The organism is Rahnella inusitata (assembly GCF_018288855.1).
Lineage (GTDB): Bacteria > Pseudomonadota > Gammaproteobacteria > Enterobacterales > Enterobacteriaceae > Rahnella > Rahnella inusitata.
This window is the reverse complement of the sequence record NZ_CP065024.1, coordinates 1,822,139-1,845,123: the sequence shown is the minus strand read 5'-3', so window position 1 is coordinate 1,845,123 and position 22,985 is coordinate 1,822,139. Positions and strand designations below refer to the sequence as shown.

22 protein-coding genes and 1 riboswitch are annotated in these 22,985 nt (G+C 56.6%); of the genes, 5 read left to right on the top strand and 17 right to left on the bottom strand.

Annotation, left to right across the window (positions count from 1 at the left end):
* Window positions 1-91: 91 nt before the first annotated feature.
* From I2123_RS08600 to moaA, 6 genes are all read right to left on the bottom strand, one after another.
* A complete protein-coding gene (locus I2123_RS08600; RefSeq protein WP_013576373.1) occupies window positions 92-802 on the bottom strand; it encodes a Bax inhibitor-1/YccA family protein in 711 nt (236 codons plus the stop codon).
* Between the two features lie 114 nt (window positions 803-916).
* On the bottom strand, window positions 917-1,369 hold the full coding sequence (moaE, locus tag I2123_RS08595) for a molybdopterin synthase catalytic subunit MoaE (protein ID WP_213052205.1): 453 nt from the start codon (window positions 1,367-1,369) through the stop codon (window positions 917-919).
* Between the two features lies 1 nt (window position 1,370).
* A complete protein-coding gene (moaD, locus tag I2123_RS08590; protein ID WP_112166980.1) occupies window positions 1,371-1,616 on the bottom strand; it encodes a molybdopterin synthase sulfur carrier subunit in 246 nt (81 codons plus the stop codon).
* The gene (moaC, locus tag I2123_RS08585) at window positions 1,613-2,092 is read right to left on the bottom strand and encodes a cyclic pyranopterin monophosphate synthase MoaC (protein ID WP_213052204.1); all 480 of its coding nucleotides are present in this window, start codon (window positions 2,090-2,092) and stop codon (window positions 1,613-1,615) included. The genes moaD and moaC overlap by 4 nt, the downstream gene beginning before the upstream one ends.
* A gap of 2 nt (window positions 2,093-2,094) precedes the next feature.
* Window positions 2,095-2,607, bottom strand: a complete 513-nt coding sequence (moaB, locus tag I2123_RS08580; RefSeq protein ID WP_213052203.1) for a molybdenum cofactor biosynthesis protein B — start codon at window positions 2,605-2,607, stop codon at window positions 2,095-2,097.
* Window positions 2,608-2,639: 32 nt separating this feature from the next.
* Window positions 2,640-3,626, bottom strand: coding sequence for a GTP 3',8-cyclase MoaA (gene moaA, locus I2123_RS08575; RefSeq protein ID WP_112166974.1), 987 nt, complete (start codon window positions 3,624-3,626; stop codon window positions 2,640-2,642).
* A riboswitch (molybdenum cofactor riboswitch) is annotated at window positions 3,616-3,771 on the bottom strand. (Overlaps the previous gene by 11 nt.)
* Before the next feature lie 259 nt (window positions 3,772-4,030).
* On the opposite strand from moaA, the gene I2123_RS08570 reads away from it, so the two are divergent.
* The gene (locus I2123_RS08570) at window positions 4,031-4,939 is read left to right on the top strand and encodes a gluconeogenesis factor YvcK family protein (protein WP_112166973.1); all 909 of its coding nucleotides are present in this window, start codon (window positions 4,031-4,033) and stop codon (window positions 4,937-4,939) included.
* A 78-nt stretch (window positions 4,940-5,017) separates the two neighbouring features.
* Here I2123_RS08570 and I2123_RS08565 read toward each other — a convergent pair whose 3' ends face one another.
* From I2123_RS08565 to uvrB, 3 genes are all read right to left on the bottom strand, one after another.
* Window positions 5,018-5,542, bottom strand: coding sequence for an isochorismatase family protein (locus I2123_RS08565; protein ID WP_213052202.1), 525 nt, complete (start codon window positions 5,540-5,542; stop codon window positions 5,018-5,020).
* 98 nt (window positions 5,543-5,640) lie between these two features.
* Complete coding sequence (locus I2123_RS08560; protein ID WP_213052201.1) at window positions 5,641-6,024, bottom strand: VF530 family protein; 384 nt, start codon at window positions 6,022-6,024, stop codon at window positions 5,641-5,643.
* A gap of 77 nt (window positions 6,025-6,101) precedes the next feature.
* A complete protein-coding gene (gene uvrB / locus I2123_RS08555; protein ID WP_213052200.1) occupies window positions 6,102-8,108 on the bottom strand; it encodes an excinuclease ABC subunit UvrB in 2,007 nt (668 codons plus the stop codon).
* Between the two features lie 989 nt (window positions 8,109-9,097).
* Between uvrB and I2123_RS08550 the strand changes: the two genes are divergently transcribed.
* Window positions 9,098-9,808, top strand: a complete 711-nt coding sequence (locus I2123_RS08550) for an ABC transporter ATP-binding protein (RefSeq protein WP_213052199.1) — start codon at window positions 9,098-9,100, stop codon at window positions 9,806-9,808.
* 18 nt (window positions 9,809-9,826) lie between these two features.
* Here the strand turns inward: I2123_RS08550 and bioD are convergent, their stop codons facing one another.
* The 4 genes from bioD to bioB form a co-directional block, all read right to left on the bottom strand.
* A complete protein-coding gene (bioD, locus tag I2123_RS08545; protein ID WP_112166963.1) occupies window positions 9,827-10,504 on the bottom strand; it encodes a dethiobiotin synthase in 678 nt (225 codons plus the stop codon).
* A 63-nt stretch (window positions 10,505-10,567) separates the two neighbouring features.
* Window positions 10,568-11,374 (bottom strand): malonyl-ACP O-methyltransferase BioC, encoded by an 807-nt coding sequence (gene bioC / locus I2123_RS08540; RefSeq protein WP_112166961.1) that lies wholly within the window; start codon window positions 11,372-11,374, stop codon window positions 10,568-10,570.
* Window positions 11,358-12,509, bottom strand: coding sequence for an 8-amino-7-oxononanoate synthase (gene bioF / locus I2123_RS08535; RefSeq protein WP_112166959.1), 1,152 nt, complete (start codon window positions 12,507-12,509; stop codon window positions 11,358-11,360). Before bioF ends, bioC begins: the two co-directional genes overlap by 17 nt.
* 3 nt (window positions 12,510-12,512) lie before the next feature.
* Window positions 12,513-13,550 (bottom strand): biotin synthase BioB, encoded by a 1,038-nt coding sequence (gene bioB, locus I2123_RS08530; protein ID WP_112166958.1) that lies wholly within the window; start codon window positions 13,548-13,550, stop codon window positions 12,513-12,515.
* A 137-nt stretch (window positions 13,551-13,687) separates the two neighbouring features.
* Between bioB and bioA the strand changes: the two genes are divergently transcribed.
* Window positions 13,688-14,965, top strand: coding sequence for an adenosylmethionine--8-amino-7-oxononanoate transaminase (bioA, locus tag I2123_RS08525; RefSeq protein WP_213052198.1), 1,278 nt, complete (start codon window positions 13,688-13,690; stop codon window positions 14,963-14,965).
* 11 nt (window positions 14,966-14,976) lie between these two features.
* On the opposite strand, the gene I2123_RS08520 is transcribed toward bioA, so the two are convergent.
* Window positions 14,977-15,939, bottom strand: a complete 963-nt coding sequence (locus I2123_RS08520) for a LysR substrate-binding domain-containing protein (protein WP_112166956.1) — start codon at window positions 15,937-15,939, stop codon at window positions 14,977-14,979.
* 156 nt (window positions 15,940-16,095) lie between these two features.
* Here I2123_RS08520 and I2123_RS08515 point away from each other — a divergent pair, with 156 nt between their 5' ends.
* Both I2123_RS08515 and I2123_RS08510 read left to right on the top strand, forming a co-directional pair.
* Window positions 16,096-17,250: a methionine aminotransferase gene (locus I2123_RS08515; protein WP_112166955.1), complete on the top strand. Its 1,155-nt coding sequence runs from the start codon at window positions 16,096-16,098 to the stop codon at window positions 17,248-17,250.
* A gap of 51 nt (window positions 17,251-17,301) precedes the next feature.
* Window positions 17,302-18,081, top strand: a complete 780-nt coding sequence (locus tag I2123_RS08510; RefSeq protein ID WP_112166954.1) for an ABC transporter substrate-binding protein — start codon at window positions 17,302-17,304, stop codon at window positions 18,079-18,081.
* Window positions 18,082-18,188: 107 nt separating this feature from the next.
* On the opposite strand, the gene I2123_RS08505 is transcribed toward I2123_RS08510, so the two are convergent.
* Genes I2123_RS08505 through I2123_RS08495 form a run of 3 tightly spaced genes read right to left on the bottom strand, consistent with a single transcriptional unit; the run spans window position 18,189 to window position 22,980 of the window.
* Window positions 18,189-19,358, bottom strand: a complete 1,170-nt coding sequence (locus tag I2123_RS08505; protein ID WP_213052197.1) for a beta-barrel domain-containing protein — start codon at window positions 19,356-19,358, stop codon at window positions 18,189-18,191.
* A gap of 17 nt (window positions 19,359-19,375) precedes the next feature.
* Complete coding sequence (locus tag I2123_RS08500) at window positions 19,376-21,553, bottom strand: type I secretion system permease/ATPase (RefSeq protein ID WP_213052196.1); 2,178 nt, start codon at window positions 21,551-21,553, stop codon at window positions 19,376-19,378.
* Window positions 21,554-21,603: 50 nt separating this feature from the next.
* Window positions 21,604-22,980: a TolC family outer membrane protein gene (locus tag I2123_RS08495; protein WP_112166951.1), complete on the bottom strand. Its 1,377-nt coding sequence runs from the start codon at window positions 22,978-22,980 to the stop codon at window positions 21,604-21,606.
* Window positions 22,981-22,985: the final 5 nt, after the last annotated feature.

Below are 22,985 nucleotides of genomic sequence, written 5' to 3'. Positions count from 1 at the left end.
TTTAGATTTCAGGAGGTCGCCCCATGCCCGGTAATGGCATAAAAAAAGGGCGCTTCTCAGCGCCCCTTTCAAATTTGCCATCAAAAACCCATTAACGACGGTTACCGAAGATGCGTAACAGCATCAGGAACAGGTTGATGAAGTCCAGATACAACGTCAGCGCGCCCACAATCGAATATTTGCGGAAATTATCGCGGTCATCCGCCGACAACTGCGCACCCATATTTTTCAGCTTCTGGGTGTCATACGCGGTCAGACCGACGAAGATCAGCACGCCAGCATAAGAAATAATGTTCGCGAGGCCAGAGCTTTTCAGCCACATGTTGACCAGTGAAGCCAACACCAGACCGATCAACGCCATGAACAACATGCTGCCGATGCCGGTTAAATCACGCTTGGTCACGTAACCGTAAACACTCATCGCGCCGAACATACCGGCTGCAACAATGAACGTCCCGAAGATCGAGTCGCCGGTGTAAACCAGGAAAATGCTGGAAAGCGTCAGGCCGGTCAGCGCCGAATAAAGCATGAACAGACCGGTCGCGACCGTGCCGCTCAGGCGATTCACCATGCCGGAAATCACGAAGACCAGCGCCAGCTGTGCAATGATCAAACCGAAGAACGTAATCTGGCTGGAGAACACAAAGCTCATGATTTTTTCAGAGCCGGAAGCATACCAGGCGACAAATGCGGTCAGCAGCAAACCACAGAACATCCAGCCATAGACTTGCGCCATGTAGGCCTGAATGCCGGTATTCGCGCGTTCAACAATTGAACCGTTACTGCGTGGATATCGATCCATGATGATTACCTTTTGCATGTAGGAAAAATGAGGCTAAAACAGCCTCCCGATCTTCTAAGCGTATCACAGATAATGCAAAAAGCATGGGAGGCTTGCGTGCGGTTGAACTGCGATTTACCAGCGCGCTACCGCGTCTTTATCGCTGTCACGGGCATCCACCCAGCGGTCGCCCTCTTCCGTCGCTTCGCGCTTCCAGAAAGGGGCACGGGTTTTGAGGTGATCCATAATGAATTCAGTCGCTTCAAACGCCATTCCCCGGTGCGCGCTGGTAACGCCTACAAACACAATTTCATCGCCCGGATACATCGGCCCGACGCGGTGATACACCGAAACCCGTTGCAGCGGCCAGCGGGTACGGGCGTCGGCGACAATTTCCGCCAGCGCTTTCTCGGTCATGCCCGGATAGTGCTCCAGCGTTAATGCGCTGACGTGATTACCCAGATTGTGATTGCGCACTTTGCCGGTGAAGGTCACCACCGCGCCGTCGGCGTCGGACTGCGCCAGCCAGTTGTATTCATCGCCAACGCTGAACGGCGCGGCATCAACAATAATTTTGGTCTGATCCATCTCAGCCTCCGGTGACCGGCGGGAAGAACGCCACTTCGTCCCCCGCTTTCAGCGGATGCGCCATATCGGTCAGCGTCTGATTTACCGCCACCAGCAATTTGCCGGATTCCAGCGCCAGCGCCCAGCGGTCGCCACGCGCCGTCAGGGCGTTACGCAGACAGTCGACGGTAGGGAATTGTGCCGGTAATTGCAGCGCTGAGGTGCCAATAATTTCACGCACCTGCGCGAAGAATAAAATCTCGATCATGCTTCCGCCTTAAAATCGCCGGATTTCCCGCCGCTTTTTTGCAGCAGGCGGATCGGGCCAATCACCATGTCTTTCTGCACCGCTTTGCACATGTCGTAAATCGTCAGCGCGGCGACGGATGCTGCGGTCAGCGCTTCCATCTCGACGCCGGTTTTACCGCTCAGGCGGCAGCGGGATTCAATACGTACACGATTAAATTCTGGCTGCGCTTCAAGATTCACTTCCACTTTGGTCAACAACAGCGGATGACACAGCGGGATCAGATCCCAGGTTTTCTTCGCTGCCTGAATACCGGCAATGCGCGCGGTCGCGAACACGTCACCCTTATGGTGATTCCCGCCGATGATCATCGCCAGCGTGCTTTCGGCCATTTCAACAAAGGCTTCGGCACGGGCTTCACGAACGGTGTCGTCTTTACCGGAGACGTCCACCATGTGGGCGTCGCCGGAAGCATTAATATGAGTAAGTTCTGACATGCTTATTTCTTCAAATGTGGAGTGAAATTGCACGGACCCTGGCGGGCGTCAAGCTGGGCTTCAATAATGCTTTCCCAGGCCGTCTGGCATGCACGGGTGGAACCCGGCATGGCGAAAATCACGGTCTGATTGGCGATGCCAGCGATGGCACGCGACTGAATAGTCGAGGTACCGATATCTTCAAACGACACCATACGGAACAGTTCGCCAAACCCTTCGATTTCGCGGTCAAACAGCGGCTTCAGGGCTTCCGGCGTGTTGTTGCCAGCGTTAAAACCGGTGCCGCCGTTAATCAAAATCGCCTGAATCTTTTCATCTGCAATCCACGCGGAAACTACCGCACGGATGCTGTAAATGCTTTCTTTCACGATGTGCTGCGCGACGACATGATGCCCGGCTTCAGTCGCCGCCTCTTTCAAGTAATGCCCGGAGGTATCTTCCGCGTCGGTACGGCGATTGGACACCGTCATGACAGCCACGGATAACGGCAAAAATTCTTTGCTGGCCTTGCTCATCAGTTTGCTCCTTAAACTATTGGGTGCCGGTTTCAGCCGCCGATAAACGACAGGTTCTGAGTAATACCGGTATTGCCTTCATGCAGGAAGTGAGTCTGTTTTTTACGGCTGAGTCCGCCCTGAATACGATCCATCAGGTCTTCCTGCTGCATATCGTCGGCCAGTAAATCGCGTAAAGGGATCCCATGCTCGCCGAACAGACACAAATGCAGATTACCGATGGCAGACACGCGCAGGCGGTTGCAACTGGCGCAAAAGTCTTTTTCATAAGGCATGATCAGGCCGATTTCGCCGAGATAATCCGGATGACTAAACACCTGTGCCGGACCGTCACTGCGCGAACGAGTCTGCAACTGCCAGCCCTGACGCAACACCTGTTCGCGCAACACTTCGCCGGAGACGTGATGCTTGCGGAACAGATCGCCGCCGTCACCGGTTTCCATCAGTTCGATGAAACGCAGCTGAATCGGGCGAGTTTTGATCCAGTCGAGGAACGTGCCGAGGCTGGCGTGATTGACGTCGCGCATCAGCACGGTATTGACTTTCACCTTGCTGAAACCAGCGTCAAAGGCGGCATCAATACCTTCCATGACTTCACGGAATTTGTCCTGCCCGGTGATGGCATGAAACTGGCGGGCATCGAGGCTGTCGACGCTGACGTTGATATTGGTCAGCCCGGCATCGCGCCATTTGCTGATATCACGCGCCATGCGATAACCATTGGTGGTCACCGCCAGCGTTTTGATGGAGGGGTTTTCGCGCACGGCGGCGATGATCTCGCAGAAGTCGCGGCGCAGCGACGGTTCGCCACCGGTCAGGCGCACTTTTTCCGTTCCTAACTGAGCGAACGCGCGGCTGACCCGACGGATTTCATCGAGCGAGAGAAAGCTTTTATTGCTGTGTCCGTGCGGCTTATAGCCATCCGGCAGACAATAGGTGCAACGAAAATTGCACACGTCAGTGATCGACAGCCGCAGGTAATAAAACTTGCGGGCAAAAGCATCAGTAAGTTGAAGCACCTTTACACCTTTCCAAATACGGGAGATGCGGGCATTTCTGCCATGCACCCTGGTGACGTTCGTCACGGCCAGAGCACCATATTGTTTCTGTGGGACTATCGTCAGAAAGCAACTTAGGCGCAAAGGCTAGGAGTTGATTCATTTCTTTCTTTGCAGAAGCCATGAATTCGGGTAACGGCGCATATTCTAACGCCGCAAAGTCCGGATCGCCAAGGTGGTTTTTCGTTATGCATTTTGATATATAACGATTTTTCGATGCAAAACGCAGCATTTTCAACGATAAACGCGGCGATGTAGAAAAACTGTTTCAGGAAGGCTAATTGATAACATCCTGTTGCAAAATTAGGTAAAATCCCCGGATAAAATTTCAGCCTCCCGTGCTCCCCCGTCTTACAAGGAAACTTATGCGCAATCGTACTCTCGCTGACCTCGATCGGGTGGTGGCACTCGGCGGAGGCCACGGGCTTGGCCGCGTGATGTCTTCGCTCTCTTCGCTCGGGCCGCGTCTGACAGGCATCGTAACAACCACGGATAACGGCGGTTCAACCGGCCGCATCCGCCGCTCGGTGGGCGGCATCGCGTGGGGTGATATGCGCAACTGCCTGAACCAGCTGATCACTGAACCGAGCCTGGCCTCGGCGATGTTTGAATATCGCTTCAGCGGTCAGGGGGAACTGGACGGACACAACCTCGGAAACCTGATGCTGCGCGCACTGGATCACCTGACCGTGCGCCCGCTGGAAGCGATCAACCTGGTGCGCAGTCTGCTGAAAGTGGACGCGGAGCTGATCCCGATGTCCGAAGATCCGGTCGATCTCACGGCGATTGATGCGGACGGCGAACGTGTGCACGGCGAAGTGAATGTCGATAAATTGCAGAAAATACCGCGCGAACTGCTGCTGGAGCCGCAGGTGCCCGCCACCCGCGAGGCGATCCAGGCGATTGCCGAAGCCAACCTGATCCTGATTGGCCCCGGCAGTTTCTACACCAGCCTGATGCCGCTGTTGCTGATGAACGATCTCACCACTGCCCTGCGCCGCAGCCGCGCGCACATTGTGTACATTGGCAATCTGGGGAAAGAGCTGAGCGTCGCCGCCGCCTCGCTGACCCTGGACAACAAACTGGACATGATTGAGAAACGCATTGGCCGCCGTGCCGATGCGGCGATCGTCGGGCCAAAAGTACAGGTCGGCAACAGCGCTGCTGAACATCTGATTATTCAGAGCCCGCTGGAAGCCAGCGATATTCCTTACCGCCATGACCGCGAAATGTTACGCATGGCGCTGGAAGAAGCGCTGCAAAAGATGAAGTAACATTCTGCTTAAAAAACCTGCTTCATAAAATGACAAAGGCCGCACAATGCGGCCTTTGTCATTTTTGCGGGCAATGGCTTAAAGCCAGTCCGCCAGAATCTGCGCGGTGGTTTTCACCGTCACCGGATTGCCCGGCACCGACAGTCCTTCCCAGACTTCGTTATGATGAGCGATGAGCTGCTGCGCGGTCACGTGGGTGCGGTTACTGGTGGTATGCGCATCCGACGCCACGGTCACCGCGTAGCCTTTGCTGGCCGCGACTTTGATGGTGGTATCGACACAATAATCGGTGGCGCAGCCGCAAATCGCGAAACGCGTGGTATCCAGTTCTTTGAGAACAGATTCCAGTGTCGTGCGGTAGAAGGAATCACAGGCGGTTTTGGTGACAGAGATTGCGCCTTCCGGGCGATGCAGCTCCGGTAAAATATCCCACAGCGCGCTGCCTTCGGTCATTTCTCCTTCGGCATGCTGAATGAAAATGACGCGCCCTGCCCGGTCGATCAGCTGATTGATCAGTGCAGCACGTCCGGCACGATCATACCGTTCGGATTCAAACACGCCATTTTGCATATCGACCACAATCAGTACGTTTTGCTCTGCCACAATCCTTTCCCTCCAAAATCACATCCAAAGAATGAAAAAAGCCCCGCATCACTTTACACAATGCGGAGCTTTTTCACAGGCTGATAACAATGAATTTATCAGGAGGGATCGTCTTGTTTTTTCATCAACGGATGATCGTTCCACGGACTGTCGGCAGCCGGTTTGGCGGTGCTGACTTTTGGCTTTTGCGCTTTGAATTCAGACAGCGGCGTGCGGCGTTTGCTGCGGCTCATGTCCGGTCGCAGATGGCCTTCGATGAAATCCAGATACAGTGTTTCGACTTCCTTGCGCGCCCAAGGCGTGCGGCGCAGGAATTTCAGGCTGGATTTCACACTTGGATCGCTTTTGAAACAGTTGATGTTCACCTGCGAAGCCAGCGCCGGCCAGCCGAAGTTGTCCACCAGCGTTGTCAGCAGTTTTTCCAGCGTGACGCCGTGCAACGGATCTTTCGCCGCACCGGGGTTTTGTGGTGTATCAGTCATCAGCAAGCTCACTCAACAAAATTCAGGGCGCGCAGTCTAGCACTTTTGTTCGCTGCTGACACCGCGCGCCAGAGGGTTTACGACACGGCAATAAACTGTTCGCGCAGGGCATGCAGTTCGTCGCGGGTATTGGCCGCCTCTTCAAACTCCAGATTCTGTGCATGCGCATACATCTTGCTTTCCAGCTCCTTGATGCGTTGCTCCAGCGCTTTTGGCGTAAGGGATTTGAAGGTCTGCGCCGCTTCTGCATCGCGCTTGTCTTTGTTCTTTTTGGTCTTAGGCTGACCCAGTTGCAGAATGTCGGAAATCTTTTTGTTCAGCCCCATCGGCGTGATGCCATTTTCGAGGTTGTACTGTTCCTGTTTGGCGCGGCGACGCTCGGTCTCTTCGATGGCTTTCGCCATAGATTTGGTGATCCGATCGCCGTACAAAATGGCTTTACCGTTGAGGTTACGCGCCGCACGGCCAATGGTCTGGATGAGCGAGCGTTCAGAACGCAGGAAGCCTTCTTTGTCCGCATCAAGAATAGCCACCAGCGACACTTCCGGCATATCCAGCCCTTCCCTGAGCAAGTTGATGCCGACCAGCACGTCGAATTCGCCAAGACGCAAATCGCGAATGATCTCCACGCGCTCCACTGTATCGATGTCAGAGTGCAGGTAACGCACCTTCTCGCCGTGTTCTTCCAGATACTCGGTCAAATCCTCAGCCATACGTTTGGTCAGCGTGGTGACCAGCACACGCTCGTTCACGGCAACGCGTTTGCGTATCTCCGACAGCAGGTCATCAACCTGAGTGGTCACCGGACGCACTTCAATCAGCGGATCGAGCAGACCGGTCGGACGCACCACCTGTTCCACCACATCGCCACCGGATTTTTCCATCTCGTAGGTGCCTGGCGTGGCGGAGACGTAAATACTCTGCGGCGCGGCGGCTTCGAATTCTTCAAAGCGCATCGGACGGTTATCGAGCGCTGACGGCAGACGGAAACCGTATTCCACCAGCGTTTCTTTGCGCGAGCGGTCACCTTTGTACATCCCGCCGATTTGCGGAATGGTGACGTGGGATTCATCGACAATCAGCAGGCCGTCGGCTGGCAGATAGTCAAACAGCGTTGGCGGCGGCTGGCCAGGGCCACGTCCGGACAGGTAGCGCGAATAGTTTTCGATGCCGGAGCAATAGCCCAGCTCGTTCATCATTTCCAGATCAAACTGCGTGCGCTGGCTGATGCGCTGTTCTTCCAGCAGTTTGTTATTGTCGAGCAGCACTTTGCGACGGTCGGCCAGTTCCACCTTAATATCTTCCATCGCCTGCACGATACGTTCGCGCGGGGTAACGTAGTGTGTTTTCGGGTAGATGGTGAAACGCGGCACTTCATGCTGAACCTGACCGGTCAGCGGATCAAACAGCGATAGCCGCTCGACTTCCTGATCGAACAGCTCAATGCGCACCGCCAGATCGTCCGATTCCGCCGGGAAAACGTCGATTACTTCACCGCGCACGCGGAATGTACTGCGCTGGAAAGCCTGATCGTTGCGGGCATATTGCAGCTCGGCCAGACGGCGCAGGATCGAACGCTGATCGATGATCATGCCCTTGGTCAGGTGCAACATCATTTTGAGATACAAATCCGGATCGCCCAGACCGTAAATCGCCGATACCGACGCCACCACGATCACATCGCGGCGTTCTAACAGGGCTTTAGTGGCAGAAAGACGCATTTGCTCGATGTGTTCGTTCACCGAGGCATCTTTTTCGATAAAAGTGTCCGAGCTCGGGACATACGCCTCAGGCTGGTAGTAATCGTAGTAAGAAACGAAGTATTCAACGGCGTTTTCCGGGAAGAACTCTTTCATCTCGCCGTACAACTGCGCCGCCAGGGTTTTGTTGGGCGCCAGCACCATCGTCGGACGGTTGAGATCAGCGATGACGTTCGCCACGGTAAAGGTTTTGCCAGAGCCGGTCACCCCAAGCAACGTCTGGTGCGCCAGACCGTTCTCCAGCCCTTCTTCCAGACGACTGATCGCCTCAGGCTGATCGCCTGACGGTTTAAATTCGGAATGCAGTTTGAACACTTTACTCATGACGGGCTACCTGACTGAAGAAGAAAACGCAAAAGACCATTGGCAAAAACAGGACCTGGGGCGGAGGATCAGTATGGAAGACTCCGCGTTTTTTGCCACTGCTGATTTTTACCGCCCCTATATTACTGTATATAAAACCAGCCTCCAATGACTATTCATCACACAGTGTTTAACCGGTTGGCGTACCTGCACTTTTTTAGGTTATCGGGAAAAGCTTATTTTCACCATCAGATGACATTTATCACAGAAATTTATCCTCTGTTAACTTACTGACCACAGGTTGACGAAAACTGACACTGTCAGTGCGAACGAATTGCGGCCATATTGCTTTTAACTAACCCGTTGATAAAAAAGAACATCGCTAAAAAGCCGCGAATTCGGGCAAACCGAGCACAACCCGCGTCCCGTCTCGTCTGTAGCATCTTTTCTCACTCTCATGCACAAGGTTATCCACAGGAATAGTGGATAACTCACAGCACGCCGCATACAGCGGGAGTTGGTAAAAAACATCATTCGGGCTTCCGGAGCGACTTAGTGGTCTTTTTTAGTTATTTTTTATCTTTTTTATCTCCTTATATATGCCTATTTTGCCTAGATTTCAGCGTGGATGTTCCTTGCAAAAATTAATAAGGCCGTTCTAAAGGATCTCTGAACATTCGCGCACCGGATCCTTTGCACCAAAATCAGGGGGACCGGCACTGGCAAAGTGCAGCGCTATTCTCCATATGCACCGTGAGCGATATCAAAACCTGAGCAACGCTTATGAATAATCCGAAATCCCTGCCCCGCGTCGCGTTAACAGCCTGTTAACTTCTCTTTTTGCTGCACTTTATGAAACTTGGCCTGAGAGTTGCAAATTCCCTGCTGTGAGAGATTTTATGAAGCATTCCCCTGCAGAAGGCGTGAACAGTGGAATAAAAATGTCAGAAAAATGACAGTGGCCGTCAAAGTGATGTTCAGCGGAACGCTCCGTGAGCGAGGGAGGTCTGATGTTAAGTGTAAAATCGGTTAATCAGTATTACGGTCAAAAACATATCTTGTGGGATATCAATCTCGAACTTTACCGCGGGCAATGCACCGGTTTGATCGGGCGAAACGGCGTCGGTAAAACGACGCTGATTAACTGCATCATGGGGCATCTTCCGGTCAAGAGTGGCGCGATTTTCTGGCAGTCCGCTAATGAAGAACCGCAAAGTTTGCTCAATTTGCCGGTAGAAAGCCGGGCGCAAATGGGGATTGGCTACGTGCCGCAAGGGCGGCAGATCTTTTCGCAGATGAGCGTTGATGAAAATCTGCAAATTGCCATGATGTCCAGCCGCAATAAGACGCGTCGCGTGCCTGAGCAGGTCTACGACCTTTTTCCGGTACTTAAGGAGATGGGTTCCCGCAAGGCGGGTGAGCTTGATGAGAGTCAGCAACAGCAACTGGCGATCAGCCGGGCGCTGGTTCAGCAGCCGGAACTGCTGATCCTTGATGAGCCGACCGAGCACACCAGCGCGGCGATGGCGGCGAATATGGGGAACATCATTCACCGGCTTAATCGTGATCTCGGCCTGACGCTGCTGCTGGTCGGCCATAAGCTGCCGTTTATCCGCAGCGTCGCTGACCGGTTCTGTCTGGTGGATGGCGGGCGAAACGTCGCGCAGGGCACACTGGCGCAGCTCGACGATACGCTGGTCAAAAACTATCTGACCTTCTGATGCCTGTTTTTGACGGTTTTAGTGACTCAGGCGGCCGAGATCGAGATATTGCCCAAGATTGACGTCCGGCCCGGCACTCAGGTACGGGATCTCGCCCAGCAGTGGCGCAGGCAGCATACGCGTGAGCGTATCCATGTAGGCCTGATGATGCTTCCCCGTTTCCTGAACGTCGTTGGCAATCCATCCCGCCAGCTGTAATCCGCTCTGCGTGATGGCCTGTGCGGTCAGCACGGCGTGATTGATGCAGCCAAGGCGCATTCCGACCACCAGCACCACCGGTAACTGCTCGGCAACCACCCAGTCAGCAAAGGTGAATTCTGCGGTCAGCGGCGTATACCAGCCCCCCGCGCCTTCCACCACCACCCAGTCCGCCAGCGGTTCGAGATGCCGCAGCCCTGCCGATAATACCGCCGGGTCGATCGGGCATTTTTCCAGTTCGCTGACGATGTGCGGCGAGGTCGGTTCGATAAAGGTGCACGGATTCACTTCGTCATAGCGCAACCCTACGGTGCTGAACGCCTGCAATGCCAGCGCGTCGCTGTTGCGTGGTCCTTCGGCAGTCATTTCACTGCCGGATGCCACCGGTTTGTATCCGGCGGTGGTATGCCCGGCGCGCGCGGCAGCCTGTAAAAAAGCAGTGGTCGAGACGGTTTTACCGACTTCGGTATCGGTGCCGGTAATAAAATATTTTTTCATTTTTTTGTCGTTAAGTGCCTGGTGTTGGTTTGGCCGCCTCCCCTGCGCAAGGAGTGGCGCTTTTTAACGCGGGATCAGTTCTTCCACCTGCAAAATGCCGTAGACCATCCGGTAGTTAAGCGGCAGGATGCCGTCGCGGCGGACGTAATGTTTTTCCAGCAATTGCAGGCGTTCGCGCCCGCCCAGCCCGCCGATGCGACCATTTTTAATGTGCGTTGCACCGATGCCTTTGAGGGATCGCATCAGCGACATCACGTCGGGGAATTCGGCGATGTGATCGCTGAAAGTGACTTCATGGCGATACGGCGCGCAGGCTTCGGCGATTTTGTCCGGCGTCAGGAATTTGTTCACGTGGCGGCGCCCGTCGACTTTCATCCAGGCGGCGGCCAGTTCGTTGAGCGAACCTTCAGCCAGCGTGGAGAAAATCACCAGCCCGCCGTTGCGGGTGACGCGGTGCATTTCTTCCAGCGCGCGCGGCAACGCATTGCACCACTGCACGGCCAGATTGCTGAAACAGATGTCGATGGAGTTGTCGGCGAACGGCAAACGCTCGATATCACCGGGCACATACTCGTCGGCAGAATCCAGCTCGCGGGCACGCGTTAACATGCCCTCGGAGAGATCCAGCGCAATGACATGATTGCCCTGCGCCCGCCAGTGACGGCTAAAATAGCCGGTGCCACAGCCCGCATCCACCACGGTGTTTTTCACGCCGTCCAGCTCATGCATTTTCAGATACGGCGCGGCGAGAGAGAGTAATTCCTCCCCGACATCGCGCTGCAATTGCGCGGCATTTTCATAACTGATGGCGGCGCGACTGAACGCATCGGCCACCGCTTGTTTATTCACTAATTCAGTGACTGCACCCATGAAGGGACTCCAGCAAAAAATCGATATCTTCCGGCCTGTGCGCTGCCGTCAGGGTGATACGCAACCGCGCACTGCCCGGCGGCACCGTCGGTGGACGGATGGCGCTGACCCACAACCCGCGTTCGCGCAACCTTGCCGCCAGATCCAACGCGGGCTGATTTTCACCCACAATAACGGGCTGGATCGCGGTCTGTGAACCGGTCAGCCGGTAAGGCAATCCGGCGGCACCCGCGCGAAAACGGGCAATATTGGCAGCCAGTTTATCACGCAGACCGTCGTCTTGCTGGATCCGCGCCAGCGAGGCCTGCAAGGCGCAGACCTGCGCGGCGGGCATCGCGGTGCTGTAAATCAGATGGCGGGCGAACTGCAATAAATAGTCGGCGGTTGCGTCATCGCACAACACCGCCGCTCCGCTGCATCCGAACGCTTTGCCAAACGTCACCACCAGCAGCTCCGGGCGGACGCCCTGCTGCCAGCAACTGCCGCGCCCCTGCTCACCCGTCACCCCGACGCCGTGGGCATCGTCGACCATCAGCCAGCTGCCGTGCGCCTGCGACAAACGGTGCAAATCGGCAAGCGGCGCGGCATCACCGTCCATGCTGAATACGCCTTCGGTCACGACCAGCGTCTCACCGGTCACCGGTTTTTCCAGCAGCCCTTGCAGAGAATCCGGCTGATTGTGATGAAAACGCCGCAGCTGCGACGGTGCGTGCGCAGCGGCTTCCAGCAAAGACGCGTGGCTGAGTTTATCCGCCAGCACGCGGTCTTCGCTTTGCATCAGCGCCGCCAGAATCGCCTGATTGGCCGCAAAGCCGGAGATAAACAGCAGCGCGCGCGGATATCCCTGCCACGCGGCCAGTTGCTCCTCAAACTCAGCGTGTGCATCGCTGTAACCGGTAACGTGCCCGGAACCGCCGCTGCCCACGCCATATTTTTGCGCGCCCTGCTGCCACGCGGCGATCACCGCAGCGTCCTGACTCAGGCCGAGATAATCGTTACCCGAAAAATTCAGATAACGCAGGTCGCCCTGAGTCAGAAAGCGCGCGCTGCCGCCACGGTTAGGCTGACGCACGCGAAACGCGGCGGCCTGTTTACGGGCGGAGATCGCGGCATCGATCCGCGTTTGCCAGCTCATCGGTCAGACGGCGGCGTTGTAGAATTGCGGCGTATCGGCGTGAACCAGCTGTTCGGCCAGCGCGGCCTGCTGCTGGTTATCGCCCATTTCCGTTTCGAACACCTGTGGATTGAGGCCGAGTTTGCCGAAAAGAATCAGATCTTTATCTTCCGCCGGGTTGGGGGTGGTCAGCAGTTTGCAACCGTAGAAGATCGAGTTGGCACCGGCCATAAAGCACATCGCCTGGGTCTGCTCGCTCATCTGCTCGCGGCCTGCGGAGAGGCGCACGTAAGATTGCGGCATCATGATGCGCGCCACGGCAATGGTGCGGATAAAATCGAAAGGATCGACGTCGTCGTTATCCGCCAGCGGTGTGCCTTTGACCTTCACCAGCATGTTGATGGGCACGCTTTCCGGCGGCACCGGCAGATTCGCCAGCTGCATCAGTAAACCGGCACGGTCTTTGACCGTTTCGCCAAGGCCGACAATGCCACCTGAGCAGACTTTAATGCCCGCGCCGCGCACTTCCGCCAGCGTATCGAGACGTTCCTGATAGCTGCGGGTGGTGATGATGCTGCCGTAAAATTCCGGCGAGGTATCGAGGTTATGGTTGTAGAAATCCAGCCCGGCGGAGGCCAGACGCTGCGCCTGCGTGGTGTTCAGTGAACCGAGCGTCATGCAGGTTTCCATTCCCATCTCTTTCACGCCCTGCACCATCTGCTCGAGGTAGGGCATGTCACGGTCATGCGGGTTTTTCCACGCCGCGCCCATGCAGAAACGGGTCGAACCGGCGGCTTTCGCCTGACGCGCCGATTCCAGCACCTGTTCAACTTCCATCAGACGTTCGGACTCCAGCCCGGTTTTGTAACGGGAACTCTGCGGGCAATATTTACAGTCTTCCGGACAGGCACCGGTTTTGATCGACAGCAGCGTGCTGACCTGAACCTGGCGCGGATCAAAGTGCTGACGGTGGATCTGCTGAGCTTCGAACATCAGCTCAAGGAAAGGTTTGTTAAACAGTGCCTGAGTCTTCTCAAGCGTCCATTGGGTGCGGGTGGTCATCGCGACAACTCCAAAATAAATGTTTCGTGAACGTTTTTATGGTCGGTATACTGTCAACCATTCTCGATTCGTTTTAGTTTACGGTCAACGATAATTATATTTTTTAGTTTACAACTTTGCACCCGCAGGAATCTTTTATGACCCCCGCCGATCTCGAGTTCGACCAGCGCCATATCTGGCATCCCTACACCTCCATGACCAAACCGCTGCCCGCGTATCCGGTCGAATCGGCCTGTGGCGTGATGTTGCATCTCGCTGATGGCCGCCAGCTGGTGGACGGCATGTCCTCGTGGTGGGCGGCGATCCACGGTTACAACCACCCGCAGCTGAATCAGGCGGCGGTCGAGCAAATCGGCAAAATGTCGCACGTCATGTTCGGCGGGATCACCCATCCTTCGGCCATTGCGCTGTCACGACGTCTGGTGGAGATGACCCCTGCCGGGCTGGAATGCGTGTTTCTGGCTGATTCCGGTTCGGTCGCGGTGGAAGTCGCACTGAAAATGGCGATGCAGTACTGGCAGGCGCGCGGCGAGAAACGTCAGACGCTGCTGACGCTGCGCAACGGCTATCACGGCGACACCTTCGGCGCGATGTCGGTGTGCGATCCGCAAAATTCGATGCACAGTTTGTATCAGGGCTATCTGCCGCAGCATCTGTTTGCCGATGCGCCGCAAAGCCGTTTCGGCGGGGAATGGGATGAAGCGGATATCGCGCCGTTCGCCCGCTTGCTGGAAGAGAATCACCGCAAAATTGCCGCCGTGATTTTAGAGCCCGTGGTGCAGGGCGCGGGCGGAATGCGGATTTATCATCCGACTTACCTCAAGCGGGTACGCGAGCTGTGCGATGACTTCGGTGTACTGCTGATTGCCGATGAAATCGCCACCGGATTTGGCCGCACCGGCAAGCTGTTTGCCTGCGACCATGCGGGAATTTCACCGGATATTCTCTGCCTCGGCAAGGCCCTGACCGGCGGCTACATGACGCTTTCCGCCACCCTGACCACCCGCCACGTGGCGGAAGTCATCAGCAACGGCGAGGCCGGATGCTTCATGCACGGGCCAACCTTTATGGGCAACCCGCTGGCCTGCGCGGTTGCCGACGCCAGCCTGCGCTTACTCTCGGAAAACCGCTGGCAGGCACAGGTGTTTAGCATCGAAAAACAGCTGAAAACCGAACTGGAGCCGCTGGCGGAACACCCGGCGGTGGCGGACGTGCGCGTGCTGGGCGCGATTGGTGTGATGGAAATGCGTGAACCGGTGAACATGGCGCAGTTGCAGAAACACTTCGTCGCCGAAGGCGTGTGGATCCGCCCGTTCGGCAAGCTGATTTATCTGATGCCGCCGTACATCATTTCGCCCGCCGAACTGAGCCAGTTGACCGGCGCGATGGCCAGTGCGCTCCGCGCGTTGTACTGATCCGGGCTTAATTACACCGCGCTGACCAGGCGATGTGACGTTGAAAGCAGCGCGCTCAGCTTTTCACGGCTGAGCCGCGCTTCTTCAGTGAGATAGTCAATTGCCACCGTCAGCGCGGGCGTCGGATTTTCCGGGTACAACAGCGTATAAGCCGCGCCGCTGGCCACGCACAGCGGGAATGGCGCGATCACCCTCCCCGCCTGCAAATCATCTTCGATCAGTGTCAGATCGCCAATCGCCACGCCGTAACCCTGCAACGCCGAGTTGATCGCCAGATCCAGCGTATCAAAATGCTGCGATTTGGCCGAAGGCAGGCTCTGCACGCCCTCTTCGCGCAACCACATCAGCCAGTCGCGGCGATCCCGCGTCGGGTGCAGCAGGGTTTTATCCGCTAACTCACTCACGTCCGTGCGCCCGTTGTGCCGAGGCAAAAAGTCCGGCGTACACACCGGCGTCAGCACTTCATCAAACAAATGATGCGCGCGCCGCTGGGATTCAGGGGGGCGACCAAAAATTACCGCCGCATCAAAATGCTCATTGCTGAAATCCACACCGTGCGCAATGGACGCCGTTAACTCGATGCGCATATCAGGCCGGTCGTTTTGCAGCTGGATAACCCGCGGCAACAGCCAGCGCATCGAACAGGTCGGGCATTTGATGCGCAGCGTGTCCGGGTGCGAACCGACGCGTTTTAGCGCCTCGCCCATCAGCGCCAGCGCCTGTTGCACCGGCGGTAACAGCTGCGCGCCTCGCGGAGTCAGGGTCAGCCCGCGAGCCTGGCGTAAAAACAACGGATAGCCCAGCGACATTTCCAGCCCGGTTATCTGCCGGCTGACCGCGCCCTGCGTGATGTGCAGCAGCGTCGCGGCGTGCGTCAGATTGAGCGTCTGCGCCACCACGGCAAAGGTTTTCAGCACATTGAGTGACGGTAAATTCAGGGCATTCAGATGGGACAACTCGGAAGAAAGGGCCACATTCACCTCGGTTAAATCGTCATTAAGCCATGATCTGTGATCATGCCGAGTATGACAAATTTTCTATTGTCGGCACAGGGGAACTGTTGCTTAATCGTTGAACACCCGTTTTAACCCGCTTATGGCCGTCTGGCCTGATTTATTGGGAAGCCTGCTATGAAAAGCGCACTGTTACCGCAGTCAAAATTACCCGACGTCGGCACCACGATTTTCACCGTGATTGGTCAGCTGAGCGCCGAGCACAATGCCCTGAACCTGTCACAGGGCGCGCCGAATTTCTCCTGTCAGCCATCACTTATCGACAGCGTGACCAAAGCCATGCGCGAAGGTCATAACCAGTATGCGCCAATGAGCGGCGTGGCGGCACTGCGCCATGCGCTGTCGGCCAAAGTCGATGCGCTCTACGGCTGCCATTACGATGCCGACGCCGAAGTCACGGTGATGGCCAGCGCCAGCGAAGGGCTGTATTCCGCCATCAGCGCGCTGGTGCATCCGGGCGATGAGGTGATTTACTTCGAACCCTCGTTTGACAGCTACGCGCCGATTGTCCGCTTGCAGGGCGCGAAGCCGGTGGCGATTGCGCTGTCGATGGATGATTTCAGCATCGACTGGGATCAGGTGGCGAGCGCCATTAACAGCCGCACGCGGATGATCATCATCAACAGCCCGCACAACCCGACCGGCGCGATCTTTACCGATTTCGACATCGAACGTCTGACCGCGCTGACCGAAAACACCGACATCATCATTTTGTCCGATGAAGTGTACGAACACGTGGTGTTCGACGGCGAACGCCATGAGAGCATGGCCTGCCATCCGCAGCTGGCCGAGCGCAGCGTGATTGTGTCGTCATTTGGCAAAACCTATCACGTTACCGGCTGGCGCGTGGGTTACTGCCTTGCGCCCGCTGAACTGATGAGTGAAATCCGCAAAGTGCATCAGTTTATGATGTTCTCCGCCGATACGCCGATGCAGGTGGCCTTCGCCGAAGCGATGGCCGATCCGCAGAGTTATCTCGGCCTGGCGGATTTTTATCAGCAAAAACGTGATTTACTGGCCGATGCGCTCAGTGAATCCCGGTTTGAATTACTGCCCAGCCGTGGCAGCTTCTTTATGCTGGCGCGTTTTAGCCATTTCAGCCCGCTCTCCGACGACGAATTTGTGCTGAGTCTGATCCGTGATCATCAGATAGCCACCATTCCGCTGTCGGCGTTTTACAGCAATAACAAACCTACAGGGCTTATCCGCCTGAGTTTCGCAAAAGATAACGACACGCTGTATGAAGGCGCCCGCCGTCTGTGTCGCGTCTGAGCCTTTTCACTGACTTTTATCTGTCAACATAACGCTGGGGAAGTGTGAATAATGAAAAAATTGAAAATCGCATTGCTGTTAGGCTGCGCCGTGGCCTCCTTTTCCGCACTGGCCGACGGTTCTGCGCTGAAGTTTGGTCTGGAAGCACAGTACCCGCCGTTTGAATCTAAGAGTGCCACCGGCGAATTACAGGGTTTTGATATCGATCTGGGCAATGCCGTCTGCGCCGCCGCCAGCCTGAAATGCGACTGGGTGGATACCTCATTCGACAGCCTGATTGCAGGATTGCAGGCACGTAAATTTGACGCCATTAACTCGGCCATGAACGTCACTGAGAAACGCCGTCAGGCGATTGATTTCACCGACGTGATTTACCGCGTCCCGAGCAAACTTATCGCCAAAAAAGATTCCGGCCTGCTGCCTGATGTGGCGTCGCTCAAAGGTAAACATATCGGCGTGTTGCAGGGTTCGATTCAGGAAAGTTACGCCCAGGCCCACTGGGCACCGAAAGGCGTCGATGTCGTCTCGTATCAGGATCAAAACCAGGTCTATCTGGATCTCTCCTCCGGCCGCCTCGACGGTACTTTAGTGCTGGCACCGGCCGGTCAGACCGGTTTCCTGTCGCGGCCTGACGGTAAAGATTACGGATTTGTCGGCGACGCGGTGCGTGACGATAAAATCCTCGGCAGCGGCATCGCCTTCGGCCTGCGCAAAGGTGATACAGCCACCAAAGAAAAACTCGATAAAGCCATCGCGAAGGTTAAGCAGGAAGGCACTGTGAAAACGCTGTCGAAGAAATACTTCGGGGATATTGATGTGAGTGTGAAGTAAAAGATCGCGCCATCTCACCCTTTTTAAAGAAGTTACTGAGTTGGTTTGCTTTGCTCCTCCCCCTGCGAAGGGGGAGGAGCAAACCAGATACCCCTCAGCCGCAGATCTCAACGTTCCCTCAGTGATTCCTTCACCTTATTCAATGGTTTAATCAGATAATCCAGCACACTTTTCTGACCGGTTTTGATATCCACGTTAGCCACCATCCCCGGTACGATCGGGAACTGACGACCGGCTTTGTTGGTCAGGAAGGCTTTGTCGGTGCGCACGTAGACCCGGTAATAGTACTGATCGCGCTTCACTTCATCCTGCAAAGTGTCCGGCGATACGCCTTCGACTTTGCCCTCGAGATCGCCATAAATCGACGAATCGTAGGCCGATATTTTCACCGTAGCCGGTAAACCCGGACGGATATAGGCGATGTCACGCGGGTTGATGCGGGTTTCGATCAGCAACTGGTCTTCGATAGGAACGATTTCCATCAGCTTGCCGCCAGGTTGTAACACGCCGCCGACGGTGGAGACCTGAATGTCTTTGACGATGCCATGCACCGGCGAATACAGCTCTGAGCGCGTCACCTGATCTTCCTTGCCGGCCATTACCTGCATTTCCGCATCCAGATCGGCGTTGTTTTTCACCTGCTCCTCGCGCGCACGCACTGCGTACTGGTTAATCGCATCGTCGATTTTTCCGCGCAGTTCGCTGGCCTGACGTTTCAGGCGGATCACTTCCACCTGCCCCGCCGCGCCTTTGGCCACCAGCGGCTGTGTCATATTGATTTCGTCGTTCACCAGTTTCAGCGACTGCTGGAGATTGCTGACCGTTTCATCGCGGTTCTGCTTGCGCGATAAATAGAGCTGACGCTCACGCGCCACCAGTTCCGGCGATTTCATGGTTTCCGGGCTAAATTTGAGCGGCGCGCCGGTCAGCTCGGCGCTCAGGCGCTCGGAGGAGGCGCGCAGCGTGCGCACCCGCGATGCCGCTTCACCAAAGTTGGACCGCGATCGGGTCGGGTCAAGCTGCGCCAGCAGCTGTCCGCGATTGACCACCGAGCCTTCCTGTACCAGCAGTTTTAAAATCACGCCGCCGTCGAGGGAGTCTATCTGCTGCGCTTTGCTCGATGGCGTTACTTTGCCGGTACCGACCGTCACTTCATCGAGCACCGCGAACCGGGCCCAGATGAAGAAGATCAGCAGGCTGGCGAGCGATGCCCAGATAATCCACGAGACTTTGCGACCTTCGGCTTCCAGCTCATCATGCAATGTCAAATGTGCCATGCGGTGTCCTCAGCAGCTCAGGCTGCGCCTTGTCGGTTGTCAGTGGCTGCCGCAACGGCAGGTACAGGCGTATTGTTGGCGGCGGTCGCCAGAATTTTGTCACGCGGCCCGTCGGCCACGACGCGACCGTTGTCCATCACCACAATTCTGTCCACCAGCTTGAGCAGCGCCGGACGGTGCGTCACCACGATGAGCGTCCGTCCCACCAGCCAGGTATGCAGCTGGCGGATCACGTACTCTTCCAGCGCTTCATCCATCGACGCCGTCGGTTCATCAAGCAGCACCACCTGCGGATTACGCAGGATCAAGCGGCTTAGCATCACCATTTGCCGCTGGCCGCCGGAAAGCCCGCGCCCGCCTTCATTAATCACTTTATCGAGGCTGGAGGCGTCGGCCTGCACCATCGACAGCGCGCCGCTGATGCGCAGCGCCTGCAACATTTCCTGATCGCTGGCGTGCGGATAACCGAGCATCAGGTTCTGCCGCAGCGTGCCGAAGAACAGGCGCGAATCCTGCGACAGATAGCCGAGCTGGCGGCGAATATCGGCCGGTTCGACTTTGGTCATGTCCACGCCGTCGATCAGGATTTTCCCCTGCGACGGGCTGGCCTGGCCTGAGAGCAGTTTCAGCAGCGTGGATTTCCCCGCGCCGACTTTGCCAAGGATCGCCACGCGCTCGCCGGGTTTGATCTCCAGCTGGCCGATGCCGAGCACGTTCGGCGCATTCTCCTTATCGTAGGTATATTGCAGATTGCGTACGTTGAAGTGGCCGCTCAGCGTCGGACAGTGCGACAACTCGGCATCTGCCGGGCGGTCGATGGGTTTTTTCAGCAATTCATCCAGCCCGTGCATGGCGCTTTTGGCGTGCTGCCAGCGGGAGAACACCATGGTCAGCTGCATCAGCGGCGCGATGGTGCGCGATGACAACATGCTGCAGGCCACCAGCGTACCGGTGGTGATATCGCCGCTCAGCACCAGATACACGCCGAACACCAGCATGCCGCCGTAGGTCAGCTGCTGCACCGTCGACGCCCAGCCGGTCAGGCGCGCGCCCCACAGACGCTGCTTCATGCCGACCGCTGCGCTCACTTCGTGCGTCTGTTCCCACTGACGCTGAAAGTAGGCTTCAGCCTGTAACGCTTTGATGTCTTCGATTCCTTCTATGGTTTCCACCAGTACCGCATTGCGCAGCGCACTTTCACGCATCCCCTCTTTCGCCAGTTTGGCCATCGGCCACTGGATCAAAATGCCGGGAATGACGATCAGTGGGATGGCCAGCAGCGGGATGATCACCAGCGGGCCGCCGATAAAGAACATAATGCCAAGGAACAGCAGCACGAACGGCATGTCAGCGGCAGCGCTGACGGTGGTCGAGGTGAGGAGTTCGCGCACCTGATCGATTTCGCGTAGCTGAGAGATAAAGGAACCGGTGGATTTTGGCCGGTCGTCATTTTTGATGTTCATCGCCCGCACAAAAAACAGCGAGGAAACTTTGAGATCGATGCGTTTACCCATCAGATCAGAGACCAGCGTGCGCATCAGGCGGATGATATATTCCAGCCCCGCCGCCAGCACCACGCCGAAAAACAGCACCCATAACGTCGGGAAAGATTGCGCCGGAATAACGCGGTCGTAGACCTGCATCGAGAACAGAATGCCGGCCAGCGCCAGCACGTTACCAATGATTGAGGCCAGTGAGATTTCGGCGATTTTCCGCCCTGAACCACGGAAGTTTTCCCAGAACCAGTGTTTGCGGTGCGGTTGCACGAACTGGTCGATGCGCTGATCGCGCCCGCGCGGTGCCACGCCGACTAAGAAGACCGGGCCGGTGCTTTGTTCGAGCATCATCGCCAGTTCCATCGAGCGCAGTAAATCGCCGCCGTCGCTCAGCCAGTAATCGACCGTGCCGTCATCATGCAGATTTTCCAGTACCGCAATGCCACCCTGTTTCAGCGTGACCACGGCGGGCAAGACTTCCTGGCGCCAGCGCACCTGACTCCAGCTGACCATGCCGACCTGTAAACCCATCAGACCGCTGAGGCGATCGAGCTGACGGCGCAATGGCTGATGTTCGAACCAGCGCATTTGCTGGCGAAGATAAAGCGGATCGGCTGGTTTACCGAAGGATTCGGCCACGCGCCCCATGGCGCTTATCCAGACGTCTATCGACAAAGGTGTTGCTGTCTCATTACTCATTTCAACCTCGTTATCGAATGCTTCTGGGTCATTCCCGTCGTGCCTGACCTTTACAGCGACGGGATGGTGTCACCGGTTTGTTTCTGGCGGTCGATGCCTAACATATCGACCAGATTGTCCACCGCCGCGGCGTAGCGCACCGTGGCGTCCCATCCGTCATACAGTGCGCCGATGCGCATGGTGTCAGCCTGAAAAACGTCTTGTTCGACGCTGAGTAAATCGTTCAGGCTGCGTTTGCTGAGTTTGTATTCGTCCTGATAGACGCTGCGGGTGTGCGTGGCGCTGCCGTACTGTTCTTCGCCCGCCACCTGACGCTGCTGGCCGCCTATCATGTCGGCGTAGGCGGTCGAGGCTTTCTGGTTAATGTCGAGCTTGGCTTTTTCCACGTCCGCCTGCGCCGCCTGACGCTGGCCTTCCGCCGCGCGCACTTTGGCGCTCACCGCGCCGCCCTGATACACCGGCGCATCTACCGCCAGCTGCACCTGATCGTCCCAGTAGGAACCGCCACCGCCGGTATTTTCGTAACGGGTGCGACCGGCCTGAATTTTCAACGTCGGCCAGTGCTGCGCCTCGGTCTGATTGACCAGCTGGATCGCCGCCTGTTGCTTGGCCTGCGCCGCACGAACCAGCGTGCTGTTCTCATAGGGGATTTTGTCGAGGGTGACTTTCTGATCCAGCAGGCTTTGCGGCAGATCCGGCAGATTATCGGAGACCACGCCGGTCAGTACCGTCAGCTGCGCCTGCGCCGAGCGCTGCTGGGCGCGGTACTGTTCAACCGTGGCGCGCATCCCGGCGATGCGGGTTTCGGCCTGCAATACGTCGGACTGCGAACTCAGCCCGGCATCGGCGCGCAGTCTGGCGGTGTCTTTCACACGTTCGATAGAAACAATATTATCGCGGGCCGCGAGGCTGAGTGCCTGGTAGCGTTTGACAGACAGATAGGCCTGCATCGTGCTGAGCGCGACGTCGGTCATGGTGCTGTAGAGGGAATAGCGATAGGAGTCAGACAGGTATTCCTGCTGATCGATACTGCCGCCGGTGCGACCAAAGTCGTACAGCAACTGGCTCAGCTGGATCCCGGCGGAGGCGTTATTGCTCAGGCTGCCCGCCGAGTCCGTCTGGTGAGATTTGCCCGCGGTTCCCTGCAGGGAAATCTGCGGATACCACGCACTTTTGGCTTCATCAAGATTGCCGTTGCCGACGCGAATTTGCGCCGCCGCCTCAGCAATTTGCGGGTTGCGCGCGAACGCCCGCAAAATCGCATCACGTAACGACAGGCTGGCGCGCATCTCTTCCGTCGGCGCAGCCTGCCAGTTAAATTCCGGCTGTTTGTCAGCCGCCCATACGTCGAAGTTCCCTGTTAAAGCCGTCAGGCACAAGGTGCCCAACAACACGGCTGCTCGCCGTTTCACTGTCTTATTTTTCATTACCG

Bases quoted from the DNA above. Each gene is read 5' to 3' on its own strand.
- I2123_RS08600 (WP_013576373.1), bottom strand. From the start codon at position 802: ATGGATCGATATCCACGCAGTAACGGTTCAATTGTTGAACGCGCGAAT.
- moaE (WP_213052205.1), bottom strand. From the start codon at position 1,369: ATGGATCAGACCAAAATTATTGTTGATGCCGCGCCGTTCAGCGTTGGC.
- moaD (WP_112166980.1), bottom strand. From the start codon at position 1,616: ATGATCGAGATTTTATTCTTCGCGCAGGTGCGTGAAATTATTGGCACC.
- moaC (WP_213052204.1), bottom strand. From the start codon at position 2,092: ATGTCAGAACTTACTCATATTAATGCTTCCGGCGACGCCCACATGGTG.
- moaB (WP_213052203.1), bottom strand. From the start codon at position 2,607: ATGAGCAAGGCCAGCAAAGAATTTTTGCCGTTATCCGTGGCTGTCATG.
- I2123_RS08570 (WP_112166973.1), top strand. From the start codon at position 4,031: ATGCGCAATCGTACTCTCGCTGACCTCGATCGGGTGGTGGCACTCGGC.
- I2123_RS08560 (WP_213052201.1), bottom strand. From the start codon at position 6,024: ATGACTGATACACCACAAAACCCCGGTGCGGCGAAAGATCCGTTGCAC.
- uvrB (WP_213052200.1), bottom strand. From the start codon at position 8,108: ATGAGTAAAGTGTTCAAACTGCATTCCGAATTTAAACCGTCAGGCGAT.
- I2123_RS08550 (WP_213052199.1), top strand. From the start codon at position 9,098: ATGTTAAGTGTAAAATCGGTTAATCAGTATTACGGTCAAAAACATATC.
- bioD (WP_112166963.1), bottom strand. From the start codon at position 10,504: ATGAAAAAATATTTTATTACCGGCACCGATACCGAAGTCGGTAAAACC.
- bioC (WP_112166961.1), bottom strand. From the start codon at position 11,374: ATGGGTGCAGTCACTGAATTAGTGAATAAACAAGCGGTGGCCGATGCG.
- bioF (WP_112166959.1), bottom strand. From the start codon at position 12,509: ATGAGCTGGCAAACGCGGATCGATGCCGCGATCTCCGCCCGTAAACAG.
- bioB (WP_112166958.1), bottom strand. From the start codon at position 13,550: ATGACCACCCGCACCCAATGGACGCTTGAGAAGACTCAGGCACTGTTT.
- bioA (WP_213052198.1), top strand. From the start codon at position 13,688: ATGACCCCCGCCGATCTCGAGTTCGACCAGCGCCATATCTGGCATCCC.
- I2123_RS08515 (WP_112166955.1), top strand. From the start codon at position 16,096: ATGAAAAGCGCACTGTTACCGCAGTCAAAATTACCCGACGTCGGCACC.
- I2123_RS08510 (WP_112166954.1), top strand. From the start codon at position 17,302: ATGAAAAAATTGAAAATCGCATTGCTGTTAGGCTGCGCCGTGGCCTCC.
- I2123_RS08505 (WP_213052197.1), bottom strand. From the start codon at position 19,358: ATGGCACATTTGACATTGCATGATGAGCTGGAAGCCGAAGGTCGCAAA.
- I2123_RS08500 (WP_213052196.1), bottom strand. From the start codon at position 21,553: ATGAGTAATGAGACAGCAACACCTTTGTCGATAGACGTCTGGATAAGC.
- I2123_RS08495 (WP_112166951.1), bottom strand. From the start codon at position 22,980: ATGAAAAATAAGACAGTGAAACGGCGAGCAGCCGTGTTGTTGGGCACC.